The sequence below is a fragment of the Bacillus sp. ES1-5 genome, from assembly GCF_022487605.1.
GTDB lineage: Bacteria > Bacillota > Bacilli > Bacillales > Bacillaceae_G > Bacillus_A > Bacillus_A wiedmannii.
Genome location: NZ_JAKVPU010000001.1, coordinates 395,928 through 417,468 on the forward strand (window position 1 = coordinate 395,928; position 21,541 = coordinate 417,468).

Annotated in this window: 19 protein-coding genes and 3 pseudogenes; 5 read left to right on the top strand and 17 right to left on the bottom strand. The window is 31.0% G+C overall.

Annotation, left to right across the window (positions count from 1 at the left end; translation table 11 throughout):
* Positions 1 to 13 precede the first annotated feature (13 nt).
* Positions 14 to 1,384 (bottom strand): aminotransferase-like domain-containing protein, encoded by a 1,371-nt coding sequence (locus tag MKO96_RS02195; RefSeq protein WP_240586519.1) that lies wholly within the window; start codon positions 1,382 to 1,384, stop codon positions 14 to 16.
* A 176-nt stretch (positions 1,385 to 1,560) separates the two neighbouring features.
* On the opposite strand from MKO96_RS02195, the gene MKO96_RS02200 reads away from it, so the two are divergent.
* Positions 1,561 to 3,252, top strand: coding sequence for a M3 family oligoendopeptidase (locus MKO96_RS02200; RefSeq protein WP_240586520.1), 1,692 nt, complete (start codon positions 1,561 to 1,563; stop codon positions 3,250 to 3,252).
* Positions 3,253 to 3,266: 14 nt separating this feature from the next.
* On the opposite strand, the gene MKO96_RS02205 is transcribed toward MKO96_RS02200, so the two are convergent.
* Positions 3,267 to 4,361 (bottom strand): helix-turn-helix domain-containing protein, encoded by a 1,095-nt coding sequence (locus MKO96_RS02205; protein WP_240586521.1) that lies wholly within the window; start codon positions 4,359 to 4,361, stop codon positions 3,267 to 3,269.
* Positions 4,362 to 4,553: 192 nt separating this feature from the next.
* On the opposite strand from MKO96_RS02205, the gene MKO96_RS02210 reads away from it, so the two are divergent.
* Positions 4,554 to 5,501, top strand: a complete 948-nt coding sequence (locus MKO96_RS02210; protein WP_240586522.1) for a phosphotransferase enzyme family protein — start codon at positions 4,554 to 4,556, stop codon at positions 5,499 to 5,501.
* A gap of 136 nt (positions 5,502 to 5,637) precedes the next feature.
* Here MKO96_RS02210 and MKO96_RS02215 read toward each other — a convergent pair whose 3' ends face one another.
* Positions 5,638 to 6,432: a VOC family protein gene (locus tag MKO96_RS02215; protein WP_240586523.1), complete on the bottom strand. Its 795-nt coding sequence runs from the start codon at positions 6,430 to 6,432 to the stop codon at positions 5,638 to 5,640.
* Positions 6,433 to 6,608: 176 nt separating this feature from the next.
* Here MKO96_RS02215 and MKO96_RS02220 point away from each other — a divergent pair, with 176 nt between their 5' ends.
* A complete protein-coding gene (locus MKO96_RS02220) occupies positions 6,609 to 7,052 on the top strand; it encodes a carboxymuconolactone decarboxylase family protein (RefSeq protein ID WP_240586524.1) in 444 nt (147 codons plus the stop codon).
* A gap of 146 nt (positions 7,053 to 7,198) precedes the next feature.
* Here the strand turns inward: MKO96_RS02220 and MKO96_RS02225 are convergent.
* From MKO96_RS02225 to MKO96_RS02235, 3 genes and pseudogenes are all read right to left on the bottom strand, one after another.
* A pseudogene (locus MKO96_RS02225) lies at positions 7,199 to 7,366 on the bottom strand (alpha/beta hydrolase); the annotation flags it as partial.
* Positions 7,367 to 7,408: 42 nt separating this feature from the next.
* On the bottom strand, positions 7,409 to 8,161 hold the full coding sequence (locus MKO96_RS02230) for a class I SAM-dependent methyltransferase (RefSeq protein WP_240586525.1): 753 nt from the start codon (positions 8,159 to 8,161) through the stop codon (positions 7,409 to 7,411).
* 265 nt (positions 8,162 to 8,426) lie between these two features.
* Positions 8,427 to 8,765 (bottom strand): winged helix-turn-helix transcriptional regulator, encoded by a 339-nt coding sequence (locus MKO96_RS02235; RefSeq protein ID WP_240586526.1) that lies wholly within the window; start codon positions 8,763 to 8,765, stop codon positions 8,427 to 8,429.
* Positions 8,766 to 8,950: 185 nt separating this feature from the next.
* Between MKO96_RS02235 and MKO96_RS02240 the strand changes: the two genes are divergently transcribed.
* Positions 8,951 to 9,667 carry an SDR family oxidoreductase gene (locus MKO96_RS02240; RefSeq protein ID WP_240586527.1) on the top strand — a complete coding sequence of 239 codons (717 nt, stop codon included), beginning with the start codon at positions 8,951 to 8,953 and terminating at the stop codon, positions 9,665 to 9,667.
* A 42-nt stretch (positions 9,668 to 9,709) separates the two neighbouring features.
* Here MKO96_RS02240 and MKO96_RS02245 read toward each other — a convergent pair whose 3' ends face one another.
* A complete protein-coding gene (locus tag MKO96_RS02245) occupies positions 9,710 to 10,285 on the bottom strand; it encodes an NUDIX hydrolase (protein ID WP_240586528.1) in 576 nt (191 codons plus the stop codon).
* Positions 10,286 to 10,626: 341 nt separating this feature from the next.
* On the opposite strand from MKO96_RS02245, the pseudogene MKO96_RS02250 reads away from it, so the two are divergent.
* Positions 10,627 to 10,884, top strand: a pseudogene (locus MKO96_RS02250) (MFS transporter); the annotation flags it as partial.
* Positions 10,885 to 11,150: 266 nt separating this feature from the next.
* Here the strand turns inward: MKO96_RS02250 and MKO96_RS02255 are convergent.
* From MKO96_RS02255 to MKO96_RS02300, 10 genes and pseudogenes are all read right to left on the bottom strand, one after another.
* Positions 11,151 to 11,783, bottom strand: coding sequence for a type 1 glutamine amidotransferase family protein (locus MKO96_RS02255; protein ID WP_240586529.1), 633 nt, complete (start codon positions 11,781 to 11,783; stop codon positions 11,151 to 11,153).
* A 74-nt stretch (positions 11,784 to 11,857) separates the two neighbouring features.
* The gene (locus tag MKO96_RS02260) at positions 11,858 to 12,820 is read right to left on the bottom strand and encodes a helix-turn-helix transcriptional regulator (protein ID WP_240586530.1); all 963 of its coding nucleotides are present in this window, start codon (positions 12,818 to 12,820) and stop codon (positions 11,858 to 11,860) included.
* A 90-nt stretch (positions 12,821 to 12,910) separates the two neighbouring features.
* Positions 12,911 to 13,120, bottom strand: a pseudogene (locus MKO96_RS02265) (helix-turn-helix domain-containing protein); the annotation flags it as partial.
* A gap of 249 nt (positions 13,121 to 13,369) precedes the next feature.
* Positions 13,370 to 14,179: a MerR family transcriptional regulator gene (locus MKO96_RS02270; protein ID WP_087980495.1), complete on the bottom strand. Its 810-nt coding sequence runs from the start codon at positions 14,177 to 14,179 to the stop codon at positions 13,370 to 13,372.
* A 109-nt stretch (positions 14,180 to 14,288) separates the two neighbouring features.
* On the bottom strand, positions 14,289 to 15,746 hold the full coding sequence (locus MKO96_RS02275) for a serine hydrolase domain-containing protein (protein ID WP_240586531.1): 1,458 nt from the start codon (positions 15,744 to 15,746) through the stop codon (positions 14,289 to 14,291).
* Entirely contained in the window at positions 15,746 to 16,258 is a 513-nt protein-coding gene (locus tag MKO96_RS02280) for a DUF1700 domain-containing protein (protein WP_140386764.1), read from the bottom strand. Before MKO96_RS02280 ends, MKO96_RS02275 begins: the two co-directional genes overlap by 1 nt.
* Positions 16,255 to 16,560: a PadR family transcriptional regulator gene (locus MKO96_RS02285; RefSeq protein ID WP_000338007.1), complete on the bottom strand. Its 306-nt coding sequence runs from the start codon at positions 16,558 to 16,560 to the stop codon at positions 16,255 to 16,257. Before MKO96_RS02285 ends, MKO96_RS02280 begins: the two co-directional genes overlap by 4 nt.
* Positions 16,561 to 16,981: 421 nt before the next feature.
* Positions 16,982 to 20,152, bottom strand: a complete 3,171-nt coding sequence (locus tag MKO96_RS02290) for an ATP-binding cassette domain-containing protein (RefSeq protein ID WP_240586532.1) — start codon at positions 20,150 to 20,152, stop codon at positions 16,982 to 16,984.
* Positions 20,153 to 20,231: 79 nt separating this feature from the next.
* The gene (locus MKO96_RS02295) at positions 20,232 to 20,711 is read right to left on the bottom strand and encodes an SRPBCC family protein (RefSeq protein WP_087980492.1); all 480 of its coding nucleotides are present in this window, start codon (positions 20,709 to 20,711) and stop codon (positions 20,232 to 20,234) included.
* 189 nt (positions 20,712 to 20,900) lie between these two features.
* Positions 20,901 to 21,461 (bottom strand): class I SAM-dependent methyltransferase, encoded by a 561-nt coding sequence (locus MKO96_RS02300; protein WP_087980491.1) that lies wholly within the window; start codon positions 21,459 to 21,461, stop codon positions 20,901 to 20,903.
* Positions 21,462 to 21,541 lie beyond the last annotated feature (80 nt).

Genomic DNA, 21,541 nt, shown 5'->3' on the forward strand with positions numbered 1-21,541 from the left:
CTCCTTATTCATTTTATTCTTTTTTAAATTGAAAACTTAGACGTTCCGCTTGTTTGATTTCCTCAATTATTTTACGAATTCCTTCTTCAATCCTTGCTTCCTTTACATTCGATACGTTTAACTTTAATAGTCTTTCTTTCGGAAAACCCCTCACATAGTTTTTATCAATTGTATCAATACTTATTTGCATTTCACCTAGTCTTTGTAAAAACATTTCTGAAATACTCGTTTTATGTAATTCTAAACAAGTGTGGATTCCAATTGCATTTTGCTTTGTATATGTAAATATAAGCGGGTTTTCATTATGCATTCTTTCTAATGTTTCTGCTAGTTTTTTAGATCTATCGTGATAGGAAGATTTAATTTTATTTTTATGACGTTCAAACATGCCACTCTTTATATAAATTTCTAAAGCAGCTTGGGATATCATCGGACTATCGATATCTAAAATTTTTTTATATGTATGGAAATGCTTCGCGATAACCGGTGGAATAATGGCTACACCAACTCGTAAACCTGGAAAAATAATCTTCGAATAACTTTTCAAATATATGACATGATTACCATGATTCAAGCTATATAACGGATCAGCTTTTGAATCCGTTTCTAAATCTGCTAAATAATCATCTTCCACTATAAATACATTATATTTCTTAGCCAATAATACGATTTTTTCTTTCTCATCTTTAGAGTAAGAAGTTCCGAGCGGATGATGATATCTTGGTATTGTATAAAAGAATTTTATTTTTTCTGTTCGAAAAATACGCTCCAATTCATTTAAGTCAATACCTTCATTCGTACGTTTAATACCGATTACAGGAACTTTGTTTATTTCTAGATATTCAATATATAGATGATATGTTGGTTGTTCAATTAATATCGTTTCATTTTCATTCGGAAATGGTATAGAAGTTAATATCGCAAGAGCTTGCTGCACACCTGACGTTATAAAAATATTTTCTTCTTTAGTGAAAACTTGATAGTTTGCCAGTTGTTTTTGAATAACCGGAATTAAAGACGGTAAACCTTTTGGCGTCCCATACACAAACAAGTCATTTTTATATGTATCAATAGCTTTATTAATACAATGTTGAAAATCTAAATATGGAAAAACATCTGGATCTGGTGCTGAGGAAGCAAAATCAATTATCTCTTCATTTTCTACAACCTCCCCTGATTTTCGAACAACGTAGTATCCACTTTGAGGGACGGAATAAATAATATGACGCTTTTCTAATTCATGTAGTGCCCGTATAACTGTCGCCTTATTACATTCATATTGCGTAACAAGCGATCGTATAGACGGTAATTTCTTTCCTTCTTTTATCACTCCATGTTGAATCATGTTTTCTATATCGTTAAAAATATGTAAATACTTATACATTATTTCACTCCCTTATGCAAGGACTTAAAAAGATTCCCCATTCTTAAGCAAACAGAAATACATCCGTTCTATTACTTTAAACTTTAACATTATTTCACATTTCCTTCTCTTAACAAGGAAATTACAATTAATAAATAGAATATCTCCATGAATAAATAAAAAGTGAGGGATATTTCATGCAGCGCTTAAATACGATTGATATTAGTAACGTTCTAGAATTAGAAAACACTCTTTCTACTTTAGAAAATGAAGTGATTTCTTCAAAACTAGAACTCGAAAACTGGTTAAAAAAACAATCTACATTCATTTGGGAAATTGAAGAACAATTAACATCGCACTATATCGCCTTTCAATGTAGTACAGATAATAAAAAAATAAAAGATACTTTTGAATATGACCAACAATTTGTCTGGCCTCTTTTGAAACGTTATCAAAATTCATTTGATAATAAATATTTAGAGTCCCCTTTTCGAATGGAACTTGATCCAAAAACGTATAGCTTACTAGATAAAAAAATAATGAATGCGCAAACATTATTTTGTGAAAAGAACATTGATTTAGAAGTAAACGAAGACAAACTAGTAACCGAGTACTTCGAAATTACAGGTGGTTTAACTGCACAATGGGACGGTGAAGAAAAAACAATTACTGAACTACAGTCTTACTTACAAGATCCAGATCGTCATATACGAAAAAAAGCAAAAACGCTCATTTCTGAAACATTCTTATCTGTTGAAGATACATTACAACATATATTAAATGAATTAATCGTAATCCGTCACCAAAAGGCGCAAAACATTCAATTACATAATTATCGTGATTATATGTTTAAAAAACATGAACGATTTGATTATACACCTGAAGATTGCTATGAGCTTGCTGAATCTATTCGTAAATACGTAGTACCACTTATCGATAAAATATTTAATGAGAAAACATCTGAACTTCAAGTAGATAGTCTTCGTCCATGGGATCTAAAAGCAACCGCACCAAATCAGAAAGCATTAAAACCTATCGAAAACGCGAGTGAATTAATCGAAAAAAGTTCTCATATTTTACACAAACTAGATCCTGAATTTTCTACATTACTGGACCGTATGCGTAAAAATAATTGCTTAGATTTAGAAAGTCGTAAAGGAAAAGGACCAGGAGGTTTTTGCGAATATTTACCCGCTTCTCAATTATCTTTCATTTTCATGAATCTCAATCATACACATTATGATGTTACTACTTTCCTCCATGAAATGGGCCATAGTATTCATAATGAATGTATGAAGCAGTTAGAACTTCAAAAATATTTAGAAATCCCTTCAGAATCAGCAGAACTCGCTAGCATGACGATGGAATTATTTTCGATGGAGTATTGGGATACATTTTATGAGAATACAGAAGAATTTATAAAAGCAAAATTAGATTTCTTTAAAGATATTGTTAAGTATTTACCACAAATGCTTATCGTTGATCAATTCCAACATTGGATGTATGAGAATCCTAATCATACTGCTAAAGAAAGAAATGCAAAGTATTTAGAATTACATAACACTTACCAATCGAACGTCGTAAATATTGAAGGGTATGAAAATTGGATTGCAACTGGTTGGTTACCTGTACTACACATATTCGAAATACCATTCTATTACATCGAATATGCTATCGCACAACTTGGTGCGTTGCAAATGTATAAACAATATAAAGAGAATCCTAAACAAGCAATAGAAAATTATAAAAAGGCTTTATCATTAGGTAGCTCTAGACCTTTAACGGAAGTATATGAAGTAGCTGGAATTCATTTTGATTTTTCTGGCGAAACAATTAAAGAACTAATGTTATTTGTAGAGGACGAATTAGCGTTACTTGAACAATTGTAAGAAAGAAGCTGTTCCTATATTTTAGGTTCAGCTTCCTTCTTTATTTTATTTATTAGTTCTATGTACTGAGAATCACCATATCCGATTGTTGGAAAAAGCTGAAACAACTTTGTTAATAATTCTCGAGTTGATAAATCTTTATTTTTAGAGATAAATTTCACTACGATACTATCTTCTTTTAACATATTTAAATATAAGTCTATAGCTTGATACATTACAGGTGGTACTTTATAGGATGTTTTTTTATGATTCACTACTACTTCATCGTATATAGAAGAATAATTTCCTAATTCTAGTTCAAGTTGACTTACTTTAAATTCATCTTCTCGGAAGCTATTTAAGTATACCTTCCCTTCATAACAAGATTGTTCTAAGTATGAAAGTATGGTTAGTAAGTTCATTTGGCAGAACATATCTTCACCAAACCATAAAACAATGCATTTATACTTTTTCGTAAAAAGATTTTCTAACGGATCTATAACTTTTTTTGTATAACTTTCTACTGAACTATTATGTCCTTCTGCTCTTGTTTTAATAAACTCTTCATTAAAAACTTGTATAGTAGCCGTGTTTACACACATCGCTTCGTTAAATGGGGCATAATCAGACTCACCCATTAACTTCTCCGTTTTAAATTCTTCATACATCATTTGACCATTCAATATGTTTAATACATCTTTATCAAACAACTCATTATTATTGCTACGTAACTGCTCAACCTCAAATTTTCTAGAAATATTCATTTTAAACTCCCCTTCTTTATTTATATTGAGTTTAACAAATGATTGAATAGGCATGTTGTTAAGTTGGTATTCTCTTGGATTCATTCCAAAAACATTTTTGAAAGCCCTACTATAAGCCTCTTGCGAAGAATAATCATAATCTAATGCAATATCTATTATCTTTCTATCATTCTTCAAATCCTCCGTAGATTGATACAGTCTTCTTAAAAGAATATAGCGCCTAATACTAATGCCTGTTACTTGGTGAAATCTAAAAGAACAGTAATACGGAGAATAACCCATATAACGCGATAATTCATTTAATGAAAATCCTTCTTTTAAATTGCTCTCAATCCAATCAATCATCTGCTGTATATGTTCATTCATTTCCTTCACTCCTTATTTATAAGTATAAAAGAGGTTCGTTTCTTTCTTTTGATATTTTTTGTGTTTTATAAAATGAGCCATTCATTACTTCATGCTTCATTTTAAAGGAAATCAAAAATAAAACACGAATGTTGTAAATTACGAATCTTTTAGTTCTCAAATAAAAAATATAAGTTCGGAAAGGACGTTACAATGAACGAGCTAGAAAAAGAAATACTCCAATTAATAAATGAACGATATCCATTAAATTTTATTAACATTAAACCTATAACGAATGAAATGTATCAATGTCTTACAGAACTAGGTACATACTTCATTAGAATTACAAACTACAAAACATATGCAGAACAATTAGAAGAAGTTACATATACGAATTTTTTATATCAAAATGGCTTAGGTGTTCCACCAATAATCCCTTCTTTACAAGGAAATTTTGTAGAAAAGTTAACATTAGACAAGGAGATTTTTGCTGTATTATATAAAGCTGCGCCTGGCATACATTTACCAAGGTACGAATGGAATTCTAATATATTTAGAAAGCTTGGTAAACAAATTGGAAAATTACATCGTATTTCCAAAAGCTTTGAACAGACTAAACCGGTTAAACATATAAACGATTGGTATGAAAATGAAGAATATAATTTTCTTAAGTATATCCCTAAAGAAGAAACTACTATAAGAGAAATTGCATCTGACGTTTTAACTTCTATAAAAAAGCTACAAAAATCCACTTCAAATTACGGCTTAATTCACGGTGATTTATGGTTAGAAAACATTTTAGTTGAAAACAATTCAAACTTAACAATGATTGATTTTCAAGACTGTGAAAAACATTTTTATATATTTGATTTAGCCGTTCCTATTTATAGTGCGATAGAATATTCATTTGCTGGAAATGGGAATATAGCAGACTATGAACATTCTATTACAAAAGCACTATTTGCCGGGTATCAAGAGGAAAATGAACTACCTAAAGAGATGATAGACAAGTTTCCATCGTTTATTAAATTAAAGGAAATTTTTGAATATAGCTTAATGCATATGTATTGGGATAAAGAAGAATTAACTGAAGAACAAGTACGGATAATGAACCTTTATAGGATGAAAATCGAAACTAAATATACCTATATTAATGTTTAAAAACGCTGTTGTTTAACTACAAGGAAATTTAGTTAAACAACAGCATTTTAGCTACTAGTATACGCCTCTATAAATTCAGTGTAATTATACTGAAACCCTTCTCCATGAATATATAAAAACTTACTACTTTCCATCCTTAAATAGAAAGCGGTAAGTTTAATTTACTAGGAATATCGGAAGGAAAATGTGGTGTATACACAATTGAAAATGCATACCCCTGCTCAATAAATGATACTTCATTATATTTAGATTGAAATGGGACACTATTTTTCTTAAAGTTAATTTGGATTTGCTGTAAAAATGCTTGATCTGTTGTTCCGAATGTTACGTGTACTTTTGGTGGTAAAGCTTTCATCGCAATTGGGATCCAAGGCCGCTGCCACCAAGTTGCAACAATATATACTGTGCCACCTATAACAAAGTTGAAAATATCCCCATCTTCCATCGTTTTCATATTTAGATTTGATTTCAACCATTCTGTAAATACAGGCACACTTTTAACGGGAAGTCCGATTTCCCTTACATATAAAATGTTTAAAGGGGAATGCGGTACTAATACATCTTCTTTAACATAACCATGTGCGATAATTTCGAGTAGATTTCCATCACCGTCTTTAAAATATAAATTGAATAGGCCATTCTCTTCACCAATTGTATTTCCATCTTTCCATTTCACTATAAGTAACCCAGACTTTTCAAGCCATTTTGCTGTTTTATGAAATTTTGAATATGGAATCTCAAAAGCGAAATGCGCAGGTGCAATTGGTTCATATACTTCTTGAAAACTAATTGTTGTATACGGTGTGACTTCAAATTGAATAAATGATGCTGTTTCTTTTTTTATTGGAAAAGATAATATGTCCTTATAAACTTGTTTTACCCCTTCTATGGAAACCGTTTGTAGTTTTATATCTGATATATGTGTAATCATTATAATTAACCTCCAAATTCATTATATCTATTAGTATTGTATTTCAAAAACTAACAGGAAAAATCCACCTGAAGATTGAAACTTTAATTAACTGTTCTAATACTTTTGTATTAGAACAGTTAAGTTAACATTTTCGGCTAATGCCATATATCTTAAACTAAAAGGAGTGTTGTATTGTGACTCAAAGAATTTCCTACTATGAAGCTGCACCTGATGCTATGAAAATTATGATGGACATGGAAAAGTACACAAAGCAATCTACGATTAATCGCACGATTAGAGAACTTATTAAAATTAGAGTTTCTCAGATCAATGGCTGTGCTTACTGCTTAGATTTACATACATCTGATGCGCGAAAAATGGGAGAAACTGAACAAAGGATTTATTGCTTAAGTACTTGGGATGAATGTACTTTTTATACAGCAGAAGAAAAGGTCGCTATTGAACTAGCTGAACATATTACATTAATTCCTACTAAAAGAGTTCCTAATTCCCTATACAAACGAGTATGTGAACATTATGATGAAAAACAATATATTGACCTTGTCTTGATTATTAATCAAATTAATAGTTGGAATAGAGTTTCTATCGCGATGGGAAATACACCTGCTAAAAAATAAAACTGTAAGCAAAAATCTTACTTACTCTATACGTTATTTCTATATTACATACGCTCCAAAAGGTTGATTTTTATATATTACAAAAATCAACCTTTTGGATTTACATTTAACTTTACCGATGTTTTCTTATTTCTTCTACTATAACTTTCGGATAATCCCAATGTTTCGTCCTTATGCATACCTCTTACAATATTAATCGTTGTTGTACCTCTCGCATGCCAACATACTTTATTATTTATTTCTATACCAAGGCCCTTAACTCCAATCTCTAGTAATGAAGACCATCTTGTATAACCTTCTTTTCCACACAAAAAGCTGCTTTTTTGAAAGAAAAGCAACTTTTAATCTATAACATATTATAATTTAACAGCAATAATCATAAACCTTTTTGAATTCGTACGAATCCCTTTTTCAGAAGTATTTGCATCAATGAACTTTTGTAAAATAGTAAAATCCTCTTCCTCTTCCCCAAATCTAGGAATAATGGGTGTATGTTTTAACAAGAAAATAAGATTTTCAGACGTACTGTAATAATCAGTAACATCATATTCACGTACTTGCACGAGTTCAAATCCTGCATTAATAAGTTCACCCATATACTTTTCTTTTAAAGTCCCATCTCTTTCGCCTAAACATTGTCCTCTTCCAAATGCCTCTTTCAGGTTCAATTTATCATGTTCGCTAACTTGTTGTGTTAAAAACAAAGCACCTTTTTTCATTACTTTTGCTAATTCGGATGCTATAAACGGTGCGTGACAACTAGAAGCGATATCAAAATGCGCATGTGGAAACGTTAAAGCTTCAGAATCCATTTGAAGAAACTCAACATTTTGTACATCTGATTTTCTCAAATTGGAATGTGCTTTTTCAATCATTCCGTTAGAATTATCTATTCCAACTAATAATTTAACTGAAGATGCTATGTTAAGTACATTTTCTCCTCCACCTGTACCAACATCTAGTAAAATATGTGATGGTTTGCATCTTTCTTTTACCTCTCTATAAAAGTCCCATGAATCTCCTACAGTTTCACATTTTATTTTACTAAAATCCCATCCATTTAATCTTCCTACTTTATCATAAAAGTTTTTGTACTCTAATTCGTTCATTTTATTATTTCCCCTTTGTTAATATGCATAAAATGTTTAATCCTGATCATCCCCGAAATAGACTCATAGTTTATATATTCGTAAATCTCCTTTTATATCAAGTACGCATTTCTCAATCCCAAACAACTACTTACTTCGAGCTATACATAAATTCACCCCACCACAATTAAAAGATATATGTACGATAACATCATTTAATTCAGTATATTATAAAATACAAATTATCGAAATAGTAGCTTTATACATTTCAGTTTACATAATATATTTATAGTTCATCTTCATTAATATATTCTAAATGTCTTCTTCCCCAACCACACATGCTATCTAACACAGTACTTACTGTTTTTCCATGCTCAGATAAACTATATTCCACTTTAGGTGGTATTTCTTGATAAATTTCTCGTTCTATTAGTTGATCTTGCTCTAATTCCCGCAATTGCTTTGCTAACGTCCCTTGAGATATATCTGGTATTAATCGCTTTATTTCACCAAACCGTTTTGTTCCATCTGTTAATAATATAAACAAAATGAGTGGTTTCCATTTCCCACCGATTATTTGTAATGTTGCTATTACTCCTTTTAACTTCGGTTCTTGTAAATCCATTCTTCACACCTCTCCTCTGACATCACAAATCTTTTTTCACATTGCATATCCGCATGAATAGTGATTAGTACGAAATATGCGACTATGTACATAAAAAGTGCGTACTTTTCACTTGCTATCTTTTAGCGAATAATAAAGGCATAACAACTTTATTTTAACGTTTTTATTAAAGGAGTGGCTTAAATATGTCTATTACTACATTAAAAGGTAGCCGTATCGTTATCATTGGTGGGAGTTCTGGTATTGGGTTTGCAACAGCACAACAAGCAATTGAACAAGGCGCACATGTTATTATTGCAGGAAAATCCAAAGAAAAATTAATGATTGCTCAAGAAGTAATTAATAACAATCATCTTCAGACTTATGTATTGGATAACCAAGATAAAAACCAATTACAAGCGTTTTTCAAGAACATTGGGGATTTTAATCATTTGTTCACACCAGGAGCTTCTTACACACTCGGACCAATAACCACTACAGATGATATTGCCGAAAGTAGCTTTATCGGAAAGTTTTGGCCACAATATTATGCCGTAAAATATGCAATTCCTTTTCTTGTAAACTCTGGATCTATCGTATTAATGTCCGGTGCATTTAGTCAAAGACCACTTAAAGGAGCGCCTGCTTACGGAGCATGTAATGGCGCTATTGAAAGTTTAGGGAAAGCTTTAGCTGTTGAGCTAGCTCCAATTAGAGTTAATGTTGTTTCTCCCGGAACGATACAAAGAGAGAATGAACAAAATGAAAATAGACTAGCTGCTTATGAAACTTATAAATCTCTTTCTCTTGTACAGCGAGCTGGGCATAATGATGAAATTGCGCATACTGTACTATATTTAATGCAAAATAGTTTTTCTACAGGTAATGTATTGTTTCCTGATGGAGGATACACTTACCATTAAATTATGTAAAACAAAAGCCACTTATTAAGGTGGCTTTTGTTACTAATTTAGAAACTGCTGAAGCAATACAGGATCCTCTTTTAAAAGTTCCGCTAAAAACATAAGTTGCGGAAAAGGTTGTAAGATTAACTCTTTATTCATTTTTTCTTTCAGTATAGCCATTCCACCTTGTTTAATATAATCGTTTAGTGTTATTTCCTTACTACAAACAAGCCTAATATCACTTACTGAAAGCAATAATAACCCGTTCGTTTCAGAGCATGGAGTTGGTTCATTTTCTGAATGTACCATATACATAATAGATAAAGTTTCATCTGGGCTATCAATAATTAATATTGGATTGATTTCATTTTCTACTTTTACTTTCTTTGATTGTGCCTTCCAATTCTCTTTATAATATGTACTTGGTGAACTCAAAATGGTAATATCGATAGCAGCTTCTTCTTTCACCTCTCTTTTAGCAGTTTCTACTGCTGTTTCATCCCCTTCTTTATGTCCTCCGAGCCTTACTACACCTAATGTATCACCTTTATTCGTTGGACCAACTTGAAAAACAAATAAATTCTTATATATTACATACGCACCAGCTGTTCGCACATTCTTATCTATATGTATCAATATTTTCCCTCCTAACGACCTTTGAACAAAATAGTTTACTATAATTTTATTATGTATTTAAATTATCTTCAATCTAACACGCAGCATCAAGTAGGTTTTGCGCTATATACTCAGATACTATTTCTTTCCACGAATGTCTATACTTTGTTAATGAATTTTCTCCTCCTCCTGTTCGCACTTAAATCTTTTTCATAATACTGCCTTCATTTTTATTTCCTCCTTTAGATTTTAAAATACCTCTAAAAAGTAGGATTCATCTAAAAATTACAGAATTCTATATATAACAAGTATTGGACGGATGATTTTCAAATTCCTCTATAATAAAGGTGGTTCAAACAGTTGTGAAATTTATACTAGAACGCAAGCTTACCAATAAGACAACTTTCTCTAAAGAATACAGAGTTTTTATTTTTGGTTTACTCATTTCACGAATTGGGGATTCACTATATACTTTTGCATTGCCTTGGATTGCCTGTCAATTAACCGGTTCATCTGTAATTATGAATTCTTTATTTGCTATTAATGTATTGCCAATTGTTTTATTCGGCCCTTTAGTTGGTGTATTGATTGATCGATACGTTCGAAAAAAGTTACTATGGACGGAAAGATAATTATGTATGATTGGTTAATTGCAATTGAAGAACGAAAATATCCATTACACTCCGCTCATTTTGTACATTTGCAAATAAAATTGTGCTAGTAGTTGACGAATCGAATCAAGAAGTAATTTCTCTTGATATTTACGGATAAGTTGATAAATGGGTAGCGTCAGGAAAATGCGGATTTACAACGATAAGGAAATTCCAAATTAAAAAGCCCAACTTCTCTACAAATCAAAATAGAGAAATTGAGCTTTTCAGTTACTTCATTTATTTATTGAATTCATTAACTGGAAGAAGTATTCAGGTTTATGAGTCTTATTTAGATTATACCATGAATGTAATGTATCTGGTGTAAATACATCTATTTTTTTCAGTACCTCCATTGCAAATTCCAGAGGAGCTATTCCTGATGCAGTAACTAAATTCGCATCAGATACCGCAGATCCCAACTCATAAAACTTTTCTCCTTTATAGTTAGGACATACCATTTTAGTATATTCTAAGTTATTACTTGTATGCTTTCTAGTATCTAAGTATCCCATATTCGCGAGGCCCTCAGTTGCACCACAAATTGCAGCAACAATAGTACCAAGCTTTAAAGCTTGGCCAATTCTTTCCAAGATAGGTTGATGAATTTCTTCACTCCAAGTAGTCCCTCCTGGTAAAACTAAAAGATCTTTACTCTCAAGAGTACATTCATCAAGGGAAATATCTGGTTTTATGCTCAGTCCTCCAAAAGTAGTAATCATTTCTTTATTAGCTCCTACTGTAATTACTTTTAAAGGTGCTAAATCTTTTTTGAAATATCTTCCTGAGTTTAGTTCAGCAATTAAATATCCATATTCCCAATCCGACATTGTATTAAATACATATAGAAAAGCTTTTTTTGTTTGCATCCAATAACACTCCAATCACAATTTATATAGCTATTATAATATAACTTCCCTGACAGTTAACGTCAGGGAAGTTATCATACTTGATGAAATTTTATTAATTCCGAAAGAACTTCAATAAGTCTTTTCTTAAGACTTATTGGCTCAATAACTTTAATAGATTTATTGTACGGTAAAAGTAAATAAGGTACATATATATGTATTATATCTTTTTCAAGAAGAAAAACTGCTTGGTTTGAAGTCCGTTCTTGTAAATAATGTCCTAAAAACCAATGTTGGCAAATATCAGCCAATACACTTTTATCCCCATTAATAACCAAAGAAATAGTCCCTTCCTTATCTTCTATAGTTGGAAGAAGACCTTTTATAAAAAAGTCACGTGCTGAAAAATTTTCTGGTCGGTTAAACTTATTTTCTGTTAGCATTAGACTTTCAATTCGATCTACTCTAAAACTACGAATATCATTCCTAAGATGACAAAATCCAATCACATACCACTTATTATTCCAATAGATAATTTTGTACGGATCGACCAATCTATAATTTAATTGCTTTTCGCCACTTTTAAGGTAAAGAATTTTTACTGAGTACCCGTCAGCTACGGCCTGCTCCAAATCCTTCAAAAAGGGTTCCATAGAGAGTGAACTTAATCGACTTATTACTTCAAGACTAGCTAAATGTTGGTTTATCATTGTTTCCTGCTCTTGATTTGAGTATTTACTTAGTTTTGAAATAGCCCTATTTAGTGCTTCACCTCCATAATATCCGGCTTCTTCTGCAAAAACAGCAGCGTGAAATAGTGCAGTTTGCTCCTCAAAATCAAAAAAAAGAGGAGCCTCAATAAAATTGTTCAATAAAGTGTATCCACCGTTATGTCCTGGTTCTGAAATGATAGGTACGCCACTTGTTGAAATTGTATCAATATAACGATACACAGTCCTTATATTCATCTCTAACTTTTCTGAAATTTGTTTTGCAGTAATTTTTTCACCTGAACGAAGCATCCATAGAATTGCTAACATATTGTCAATTTTAGGCATATAATTCCACCTCTATATGAAATTTATTTTCTATTGTATATTTCCTATTTTTAGTATAACTCATCAACTGTTCCTTTCCGATAGCTTTCTTTATAATGAGAACCTAGACACATTTGTAATTTCACAAATTTGATTTACAGTCATATCTCCCTCTTTATAGAGCTATACTGCATAATTCATTCCTGCATAATGTTTATGGTACTTCTTTAACCGAACTTTAAACTTTCCTTCATTCTTAGCCAGTTCAATTCCTTCACGCTGCCGCATATGGATAGGATCACGTTCTAATTGGTTTAACCCACCATAACCGTAATTATTGCACCATATTTCACCTTTAGGGTGAGAATATATTAATTTATTAGGATAATATCATTTTAATTCAGAGAAAGTGATCTCATTAGATTTTTTAAGACCACTGAAACTTTCTTAACGTTGTTAAAAACGGGAGAATCGTCAGGAAAATAGGCTTAGCGTTTTAAATCCGCATTTCCGTGACGGTACCCCCCATAAAGAAAAAAGGCATATAATTAATGCCTTTTTTCTTTATCATCATTTAACTGGATAACAAACTTCTGTAACCCACTTATTAGGATCCGATTCCATCGCTGGGCTCACATGATAAATATTAAACATCGGACCTGCTAATTCATAACCTTCTGTCTCAATCCATTTTGCTGCAGCCTCATTTACAGCTGTCATTTGTTCATAACTTCCATTAACTGTTATAGACGCTACATGAGTTGATCCAATATTTTTAAATGTAACATCATTTGTATTTTCATGTTTACCTAAAATACTTAACTGTATTTCTACATCTACATCATTTTCTTTGTATTCGCGATCATGGAAAACCGCAATACTATAACTCGGATGGGCAATACTAATATCTTTCATTTGTATTTCTTGCATTAATATACCCCATAAATCTCCTTCGCGATTATAAGATGGAATAATCTTTCTAACACTAGCTACATTTCTTTCTGGAATTTCTTTTATTGAAACATGATAGTTCATCTCAACAACATCCTCTCTCATCGTTTTTATTGAGGCTTCGAGAAGACGTAATTGTTTTTGGAGGTTATTCATGTCTTCCTTAATTTGAGCACTACGATTTAAAAATTGTTCCTTTATACCATCTATATTATCGGATTCTACTATTTCTTTAATACTAGCAATATTAAATCCCATACCTTTTAACATTTGAATTCGATTTACTTTCTTTAATTGAGCTGCTGAATAGTATCGATATCCACTTTGTTCATCGATTTTTACTGGTTGTAATAATTCCACTTTATCGTAGTGCCTCAACATACGAATACTAATGGAAGATAGTTTTGAAAAATCCCCTATTTTAAACATGTTTTCCTCCTATAAATTACATCTATTTCGAAGTTCAACTTAACCTTAAACAATGACATCGTGTGAGAGTCCACTGTTTATAACGCTTAAATTATATTTCTTTAATTATTTACCTCTGTACCTTTTTCCTTCTTAAGGCTATAAAGATTGATATTAATCCGTTCACAGCTAATAAAATTACTATAATACTTATAAGTAAAGCTACATCTGCCGCAAATATTTTAATCGTATGCCATGGTGAGTTTGTACTATAAGTAAGAAGCGGGATGAAAATAATAGATACTAGTAGAAATAGACTCCCTATAAATAACCAAGTTAGTCTTTTAACTGTTTTCTTATGTTTATATTTTTTAATTAACATAATTGATGTAGTGAAAAGCGCGAATATAACTATAGACATAACAATTTGTGTAAATGGTATGTTTTTAGGGGGATCAACCGGTTCTTCTCCATTCAAAATACTAATAATCCCCTTTTTCAATACTGATAGTGCGGTTTCTTCTAATACATGATTTTTATTCGTTAAAATCACACCACTCCAGCCACTTTTATTTAAAGTAAATATTTCTGCACGAGCATCGGGCGTTGATCCTGAATGCCAAATCATCGTTTCGCTTTCATTTATATTTGTGGTTCTTAATCCAAAACCATAACTTTTTTCTGAATTTATTTGATAAAGTGGTGAAAGATAAAGATCCATGTTTTCTTGCTTTAAAAATTGAGCATCCTCTGGCCGATTCAAAAACATAATATATTGAATCATATCTTCTAAATTTGCAGTAATATAGCCATACGGTGCCCCTGCATTATCATAGGACACTACACTTTTTCTTGGTATGCCAAACCACGACTGATAACCTGTTAAATAACCTTTTTCATATGCAGTTTCTTTACTTGCTGCCGCGCCATTCATATTTAATGGCTGAAAAATATGCTTTTCCAAATATGATGAATATGTTTCATTTGTGACGGCCTCAATAAGCGCACCAAGTATTATATAATTCGCATTACTATATTGATATTTTTCACCTGGTGGAGCAGTTAATTTTACATTTGATAGTTTCATTACATTTTCTTGTAATGCTGTAGAATTTTCGGATTGCTTATCTGATAATGCTAAGCCCTCATATGTACTGATTCCGCTTGTATGAGTTAGTAGATGTTGGATTGTTATAGTTGAGGATATTTTAGGATATTTTAGTTTAAACCAAGGAAGATACCGTTGAACTGGATCCTCTAATTTTAATTTTTTATCTTCTATTAATTTCACTATAGCTAAAGCTGATAAAGATTTACTTATTGAGCCGATTGCAAATGGGGTTTTACTAGTTACCTTTTTTTCAGATTCTCCAGTAATCCCCATCGTTTTTGTGAAAAATACATCTTTATTATGTACAATTGCAACAGAAGCTCCTGGAATGTTCTGCTCCTTTATAAATTTTTCAATATACTTATCTAATGCAATTTTAATATTTTGCTGAGCATAAACTTTTGAATCTGTAATACATAACATTAATACATTACAAAGAATATAAATTAGAGACATTTTATAGATCGTATTCTTCATTATGCTTTAGACAGCTTTCGTTTTTTATAACTTACTAAACTAATAAATACTACTACAGAGAACATAAAACTAATCATTATTAATAATGAATTCCACCATTGATTTTCTGAAATACGATATAAAAGATTATACTGAAATGTATTTTTACTATTAGTTGGATTAGATGATCTAGTTAAAAATATTGTGAATGTAGTTTGCGAGATGAGGTAAGTAATAATTGCGATGAATATGCCGCGTAAGATAGATGTGTTTAATTTCCCCTTTTCATTTTTAAGTTGTTTCATTTTAACTTGTAAATCAATCTCATTTATTTCTAAATAATCTTGAACAAATAATTGAGGTGTACCTAAATCATCTATACTATCTTCACCATGTTCACGACATTCTTGAATATGTTCTAATATTTGTCGCTTAATATTTTTCCTTTCTTCTAAACTAATATCGTATTGCTTTAATTCCTTAAGTACGTCTGTTAAAAATTGCTTTTCTTTACCTATCAATCTATTCCTCATTTCAGAAGGTCTCCTTTCAAACCGCTTTTTAATAATGTTTGAATATCTGATTGCAATTCTAACCACTCATTAATTTTCTTCTCAAGACGTATTTTTCCGTTTTCATTAATTTCATAATAAATCCTAACTTTACCACTGTCTGTTACTACTTGATAAGTATTAACCCACTCTTGATTTTTCAACTTAGTTAATATGGGGTAAATACTTCCTACTCCTTTCAATTTTAAATTGTTTACTTCAAGTTCTTTCATAATCTCATAACCATAACTTTTCTTTTTCGACAAAATAGATAATACACACATTTCTAAATGACCTTTAATTAAACTTGTTCTGTCCATAGGATAAATTTAACAGAAATATATACTTCATTCAAGTATATATTTCTGTTAAATATGAAAAATCAGACAACAGAACAGAGATATTATAATCAAAATATATTACTTGCAAACTGTTTTTACCCCTACCAATCACTTTTATAATATAATAATTACATAATATATCAACTGTTTGTCCCTTTTATTTTTCTATCTCTCCTCCATATCTTAGTTGGAAATGTAGTATACGGGACATAAAAATACTAAAAAATCCAATTCCTTAATTTTCACATTAAGAAATTGGATCTTCTTTCATTACCTTGTAATACTCATACTGCGTTATTATAAACATTATAAAGAATATACGTTTTATATAAGTTATGTTAATAATACATAAACTAATATAACTTTACTGATTACTCTCAAGACATTCATAAACCGCCATCATATCTCGTTTATCCAATTCTCGAATACGATTAAAAATTGGTATTTGCGAAACAGCTTCTGTTAATAAGCTTTCATCCACAACATCACAAACTTTTCCAGTTAACCATGTTTGTACATCCACGCCCTCAACAATTTCTTTTAGTCCTTCGTCATTAATACCAGTTGCAGTACAAGTTACACATGGGATTGTTAGTTTAAAGACACCATCATGTAGATTATCTTCCGTTATAACTTTCTTACCTTTACAGAATGGACATGGATTACTTTTTTTAATTTTGTTAATTTGGGTAACTAACTTTTTGTATCCAAACGCTTCGTATACATACGTAAGTTTTTTATATTTACCATTTGTGAAATATTTATCTATAATGGTTTCTCTCGTTTCATATGCATTAGGGAAATCACAAACAGTTACTTGATTATGAACACTAATGGATTCAATATTTCCTTTTATTTCGTCCCAAAATGGTAAGACATTTTGTAACACCATTTCATAGTTTGAAAAGCTTACCTGTTCTAATTCAAACATTTTCAGTGCAACTTGTGCTTTTCTTGGCAATAACGAAACATCTTCTGTCAATTTCATATCGCCACCAACAATAGATTTCAATTTATGAAGTGCAGGTAAATCACCGACTATTTTCAACACTTCATCAACTGGTTGATTGATGATTTCACGAATATCGACGTTACCAAATTTAAGCCGTTTATGATGATTTAATACCGTCCCCTCACAAATTGGACATGTCATCATTTCTTTAGAAGTCTTAATTTCCTCTTTAATAGCTGCTTTTGAAATAACAATATATCCACCAATAATCGTATTAAATCCTACCCATGTTCTGCGTGTCTTTCCTTTTTTATCATAAAATGATTTTTCAAAATATCCGTACCAAAACGTATGCTTTTCTTCTTCTGACATATCGTTATAGCTCTTTGACAAATCGTGACCAAGCTCATTTTTAATTTCTTCAAATAGAAATTCTATTTTTTCATATTGATAAAATTTTAATACTTTCATGATTTCCGGATCAAATAAACCGTCCCAAAATGGAACGTTTTTATCTTGAATTGTAATATCTTTATCGAAAACTTCAATTTGAAGACGTCCAGAACAAGATGGACAATGGTTGTCCTGTGAATAGAAATCAAAACTTCTCGTATCTTTATTAGTTGGATGAGCAGCTACAATATGATTAATTAATCCACCAATTTCAAATAAGAAACTATATTGACTATATAAATGTCTTTCAAGATCAATAGCAACAACAGGTGCAATTGTATCAGATTCATATTCGCCATAAATTAAACGGGCCATTGATGATAAACTTTTTAAAATACCACCCTTATAAATGTTTTCCGCATTTTTAAAATACTTAATATGATTTTCTTCTAAATAGTGAACGCCTTCTTTTTGCTTAAGTGCTGAAGAAATATGTATTTGCTCAACATTATTCACACTGCTTTTTTGACGATAATAATCTTCATGACTTACTACATCAAGATGCTTTATAGATTCAAGCTGTCTTTTCCCGAAATCTACAATATAATCAGAGCTTTCTAGCATGTAACTATTATGTTCAATCATAATGATAGAGACTGATTCATCTTGCAATATCCCTCTAACACTATCTATAAATTGATTTAAAATATTTTGTGATAAACCTTTTGAAGGCTCATCAAAAATAAATAATGTATGTGGATTTCTAGTGTTTGCAAATAACTCCGAAACTAAATGAACACATTGGAACTCACCTGTTGATAATGTTTGTGTTTTTCGTTCTAACGTTAAATAACCTAGTCCTAATTTAATTAATAGACTCAAGCGTTTATACGCAATATCTTCATTTGGGAGTTCATCTATAATATCCTCAATAGAACGCTCAAAAATATCATCAATTTCTTCGCTATACTTTGTGAGTTTCTTTTTAATATCTAGGAAAGTGGCTACAGTCGATCGACTTGTAATTGATTGATTTCGATCTTGTCCGACCATAACTAATTTATCTTTTGGATATCGTTTCAAAAAATCTGTAGCTAAACATTCATTGACAAGTGTAGATTTCCCGCATCCGGATTCTCCAGTAACCGTCACAAGCCTATTTTTAGGGATTTGAAACTCCGCCATTTGGATATTACGGCAATATAATTCTTGGAATGTATAATATTCTGTTAGTACTTCTTTATTTAGATCCGACAGTATTGGTTTTGGTCTTGGCGATTCTTTCACAATTTGTCCACCATATTTACCGCTACCAGGTCCAAAGAACAATTGCTCATCTGTTGTATCCAGTACAGTATCTGAATGATCAATGAGCCAAATTTGATTTTTACACCCTAACTGCTTAATCTCTTCTAATATTTGTAATAATGTTTCATGATCAAGTCCAACTGAAATCTCATCAATAATAATTACAGTATTTTCGCTTACTGCCATAAATTCAGCCAAATAAAGTCTTGTTAACTCTCCACCTGACAACGTACCCATAATTCGATTTAATGTTAAATAACCAATGTTCATATTAATTATATTTTGCAGTATATGTTGCTTCGCTTCACTAATATTTAACTCTTCCGCTAACGAAAGAATAGACTCAACACTTAAATCATTAATATTTGAAATTGTATGTGGTTTAGCAAATAAATCTATAGTATGTTGTTCGATTTCTTCGCTATAACGTTTTCCCTTACATTTTTTACACTCAATATTTTTAGTAGTGCCTCGGCCTTTACAACCAGTACACCAACCTAACTGATTATTAAACGAAAAAACCTCAGGGGAAAGATGAAATACTTCGGCAAGTTTTTCGCGAACTTCAGTAAACACGCCAGTATGAGTACCTATCGTTGAACGTGGATTGGAAGAAATCGATGATTTTCCTAGAAAAAGAACTAAAGGCATATCTTCTATCTTAATAGCACTAAAATTTGTTTCCATGATATTAGGAAATAAATATTGATATTCAGCCTTTGGCAATAAAGAAACTAATCGTTTTTTTGATTCTTCGCCAATCGTTTGACAAAAAGTTGTTTTACCCGATCCTGATAAACCAGCGATTCCAAACGACTTATTAAATGGAATAACTGTATCTAATTTATTTATGTTATTAGCAATTAATTGATTTACTTTCATATTAACCTCTATTCTTATTTTTCATCAAAACCATTTTTACAATGTAATAATTACACAATAAATATAATCTCTTATGAAATTATCCTCTCACTTCAAGAACCTTATCCTTATATATTCCAAACCACTGTTGCCATTCATCTTTAGAAAATTCTTTTTCTTCTCCTTCTAGAACGGAAGAAAAAAGATCTAAACAAATATGCCAACCAGCTATATCTTTCGGTGTATGATCTGTTAACTCATGAATGTATTCTTTAAGAAGTAAAAGAGTACCATTTTCCTCTTTATGTATTTCAAATCGGATACGATCTTTATCCCAAGTAAATTCAAGCACTGTGTTTAGTTGACACTCTAAAATATCAATATTTATTAATGAACCGTCCATCATGTCGAACTTTATTATTCCACCTGTTTTAAGACTTTCAATTTGTAAATTAGACATCCATTTTTTTAGCTTACTGTTTTCTGTTAAAACAGACCAAACTTCCTCTATCGTATATGAAAATTGTCGTTCAAACTTTACAATATATCCATCAGTTACTTTTTCAATTTCAGCTATCATATATATTGCCCCCTACTCTTAAACAGAATATATGTTCTTCTTTTATTTTACCCGATTTTATATATAAAATAAATCTTTAATGAAGTATTAATTATCATAAATAATCTCTTACATATTACATACCAATAAAAAAAGCCGCATTTGCGACTCATGAAATTATAATATTAACCCTTGCTTTTATTGAATGACTTACCGCTTAATCGCATCAACAATTAAAGATGGAAAACCAAGTTTATCACCTTTATTTCTAGAATCATATCTTTTCGAACGGAAAATAACACCGTCGTTTGCATCCCATTCGTTGTAATAAAACTGTCCATTTTCATCACAATATTCAAGTAAAACTACCTCAAATTCAGCAATTTCAAACATTTTCGTTAATGTTTTATAATTATGAACAATTTTATGACTTGCTGCTGGATGATCTTTCGGGCCAGGTCCGCCTATTTGAACTATATTTTGGTATGCTTCATCTCGGAAGAATGCATCAGGAACACCACAACGAATATGTCCTGCTGGTTTTAAAAATTGATAACAAATTTCTGCTGCCCTTACACCTTCTTCAAATGTAAGGTGTTCCCATACATGCTCAGCTAAAATAGCTGAAATAGAATTGTATTCAAATCTTTCTTCCCACGTAGCTTTATCTAGTAAATTAAGTTCATCTTCTTGCGTTTGTAACCAACCTGGATTATTATTAAACACCCCAGCTCCGACTACTACTTTAATTTCGTCTTGTTTTATTGCCATCACTTTCACCTCGTAAACATTTTAATTATTAATATATTCTATGTTTACTATTATCCTTCCTTCTTTAACAAATTTAGTAG

Bases quoted from the DNA above. Each gene is read 5' to 3' on its own strand.
- MKO96_RS02235 (WP_240586526.1), bottom strand. From the start codon at position 8,765: ATGGATTTACAAGAACCGAAGTTAAAAGGAGTAATAGCAACATTACAA.
- MKO96_RS02285 (WP_000338007.1), bottom strand. From the start codon at position 16,560: ATGTGTGTATTATCTATTTTGTCGAAAAAGAAAAGTTATGGTTATGAG.
- MKO96_RS02300 (WP_087980491.1), bottom strand. From the start codon at position 21,461: ATGGCAATAAAACAAGACGAAATTAAAGTAGTAGTCGGAGCTGGGGTG.
- MKO96_RS02270 (WP_087980495.1), bottom strand. From the start codon at position 14,179: ATGTTTAAAATAGGGGATTTTTCAAAACTATCTTCCATTAGTATTCGT.
- MKO96_RS02210 (WP_240586522.1), top strand. From the start codon at position 4,554: ATGAACGAGCTAGAAAAAGAAATACTCCAATTAATAAATGAACGATAT.
- MKO96_RS02255 (WP_240586529.1), bottom strand. From the start codon at position 11,783: ATGCAAACAAAAAAAGCTTTTCTATATGTATTTAATACAATGTCGGAT.
- MKO96_RS02275 (WP_240586531.1), bottom strand. From the start codon at position 15,746: ATGAAGAATACGATCTATAAAATGTCTCTAATTTATATTCTTTGTAAT.
- MKO96_RS02240 (WP_240586527.1), top strand. From the start codon at position 8,951: ATGTCTATTACTACATTAAAAGGTAGCCGTATCGTTATCATTGGTGGG.
- MKO96_RS02230 (WP_240586525.1), bottom strand. From the start codon at position 8,161: ATGAACGAATTAGAGTACAAAAACTTTTATGATAAAGTAGGAAGATTA.
- MKO96_RS02290 (WP_240586532.1), bottom strand. From the start codon at position 20,152: ATGAAAGTAAATCAATTAATTGCTAATAACATAAATAAATTAGATACA.
- MKO96_RS02280 (WP_140386764.1), bottom strand. From the start codon at position 16,258: ATGAGGAATAGATTGATAGGTAAAGAAAAGCAATTTTTAACAGACGTA.
- MKO96_RS02295 (WP_087980492.1), bottom strand. From the start codon at position 20,711: ATGATAGCTGAAATTGAAAAAGTAACTGATGGATATATTGTAAAGTTT.
- MKO96_RS02195 (WP_240586519.1), bottom strand. From the start codon at position 1,384: ATGTATAAGTATTTACATATTTTTAACGATATAGAAAACATGATTCAA.
- MKO96_RS02205 (WP_240586521.1), bottom strand. From the start codon at position 4,361: ATGAATGAACATATACAGCAGATGATTGATTGGATTGAGAGCAATTTA.
- MKO96_RS02200 (WP_240586520.1), top strand. From the start codon at position 1,561: ATGCAGCGCTTAAATACGATTGATATTAGTAACGTTCTAGAATTAGAA.
- MKO96_RS02260 (WP_240586530.1), bottom strand. From the start codon at position 12,820: ATGCCTAAAATTGACAATATGTTAGCAATTCTATGGATGCTTCGTTCA.
- MKO96_RS02215 (WP_240586523.1), bottom strand. From the start codon at position 6,432: ATGATTACACATATATCAGATATAAAACTACAAACGGTTTCCATAGAA.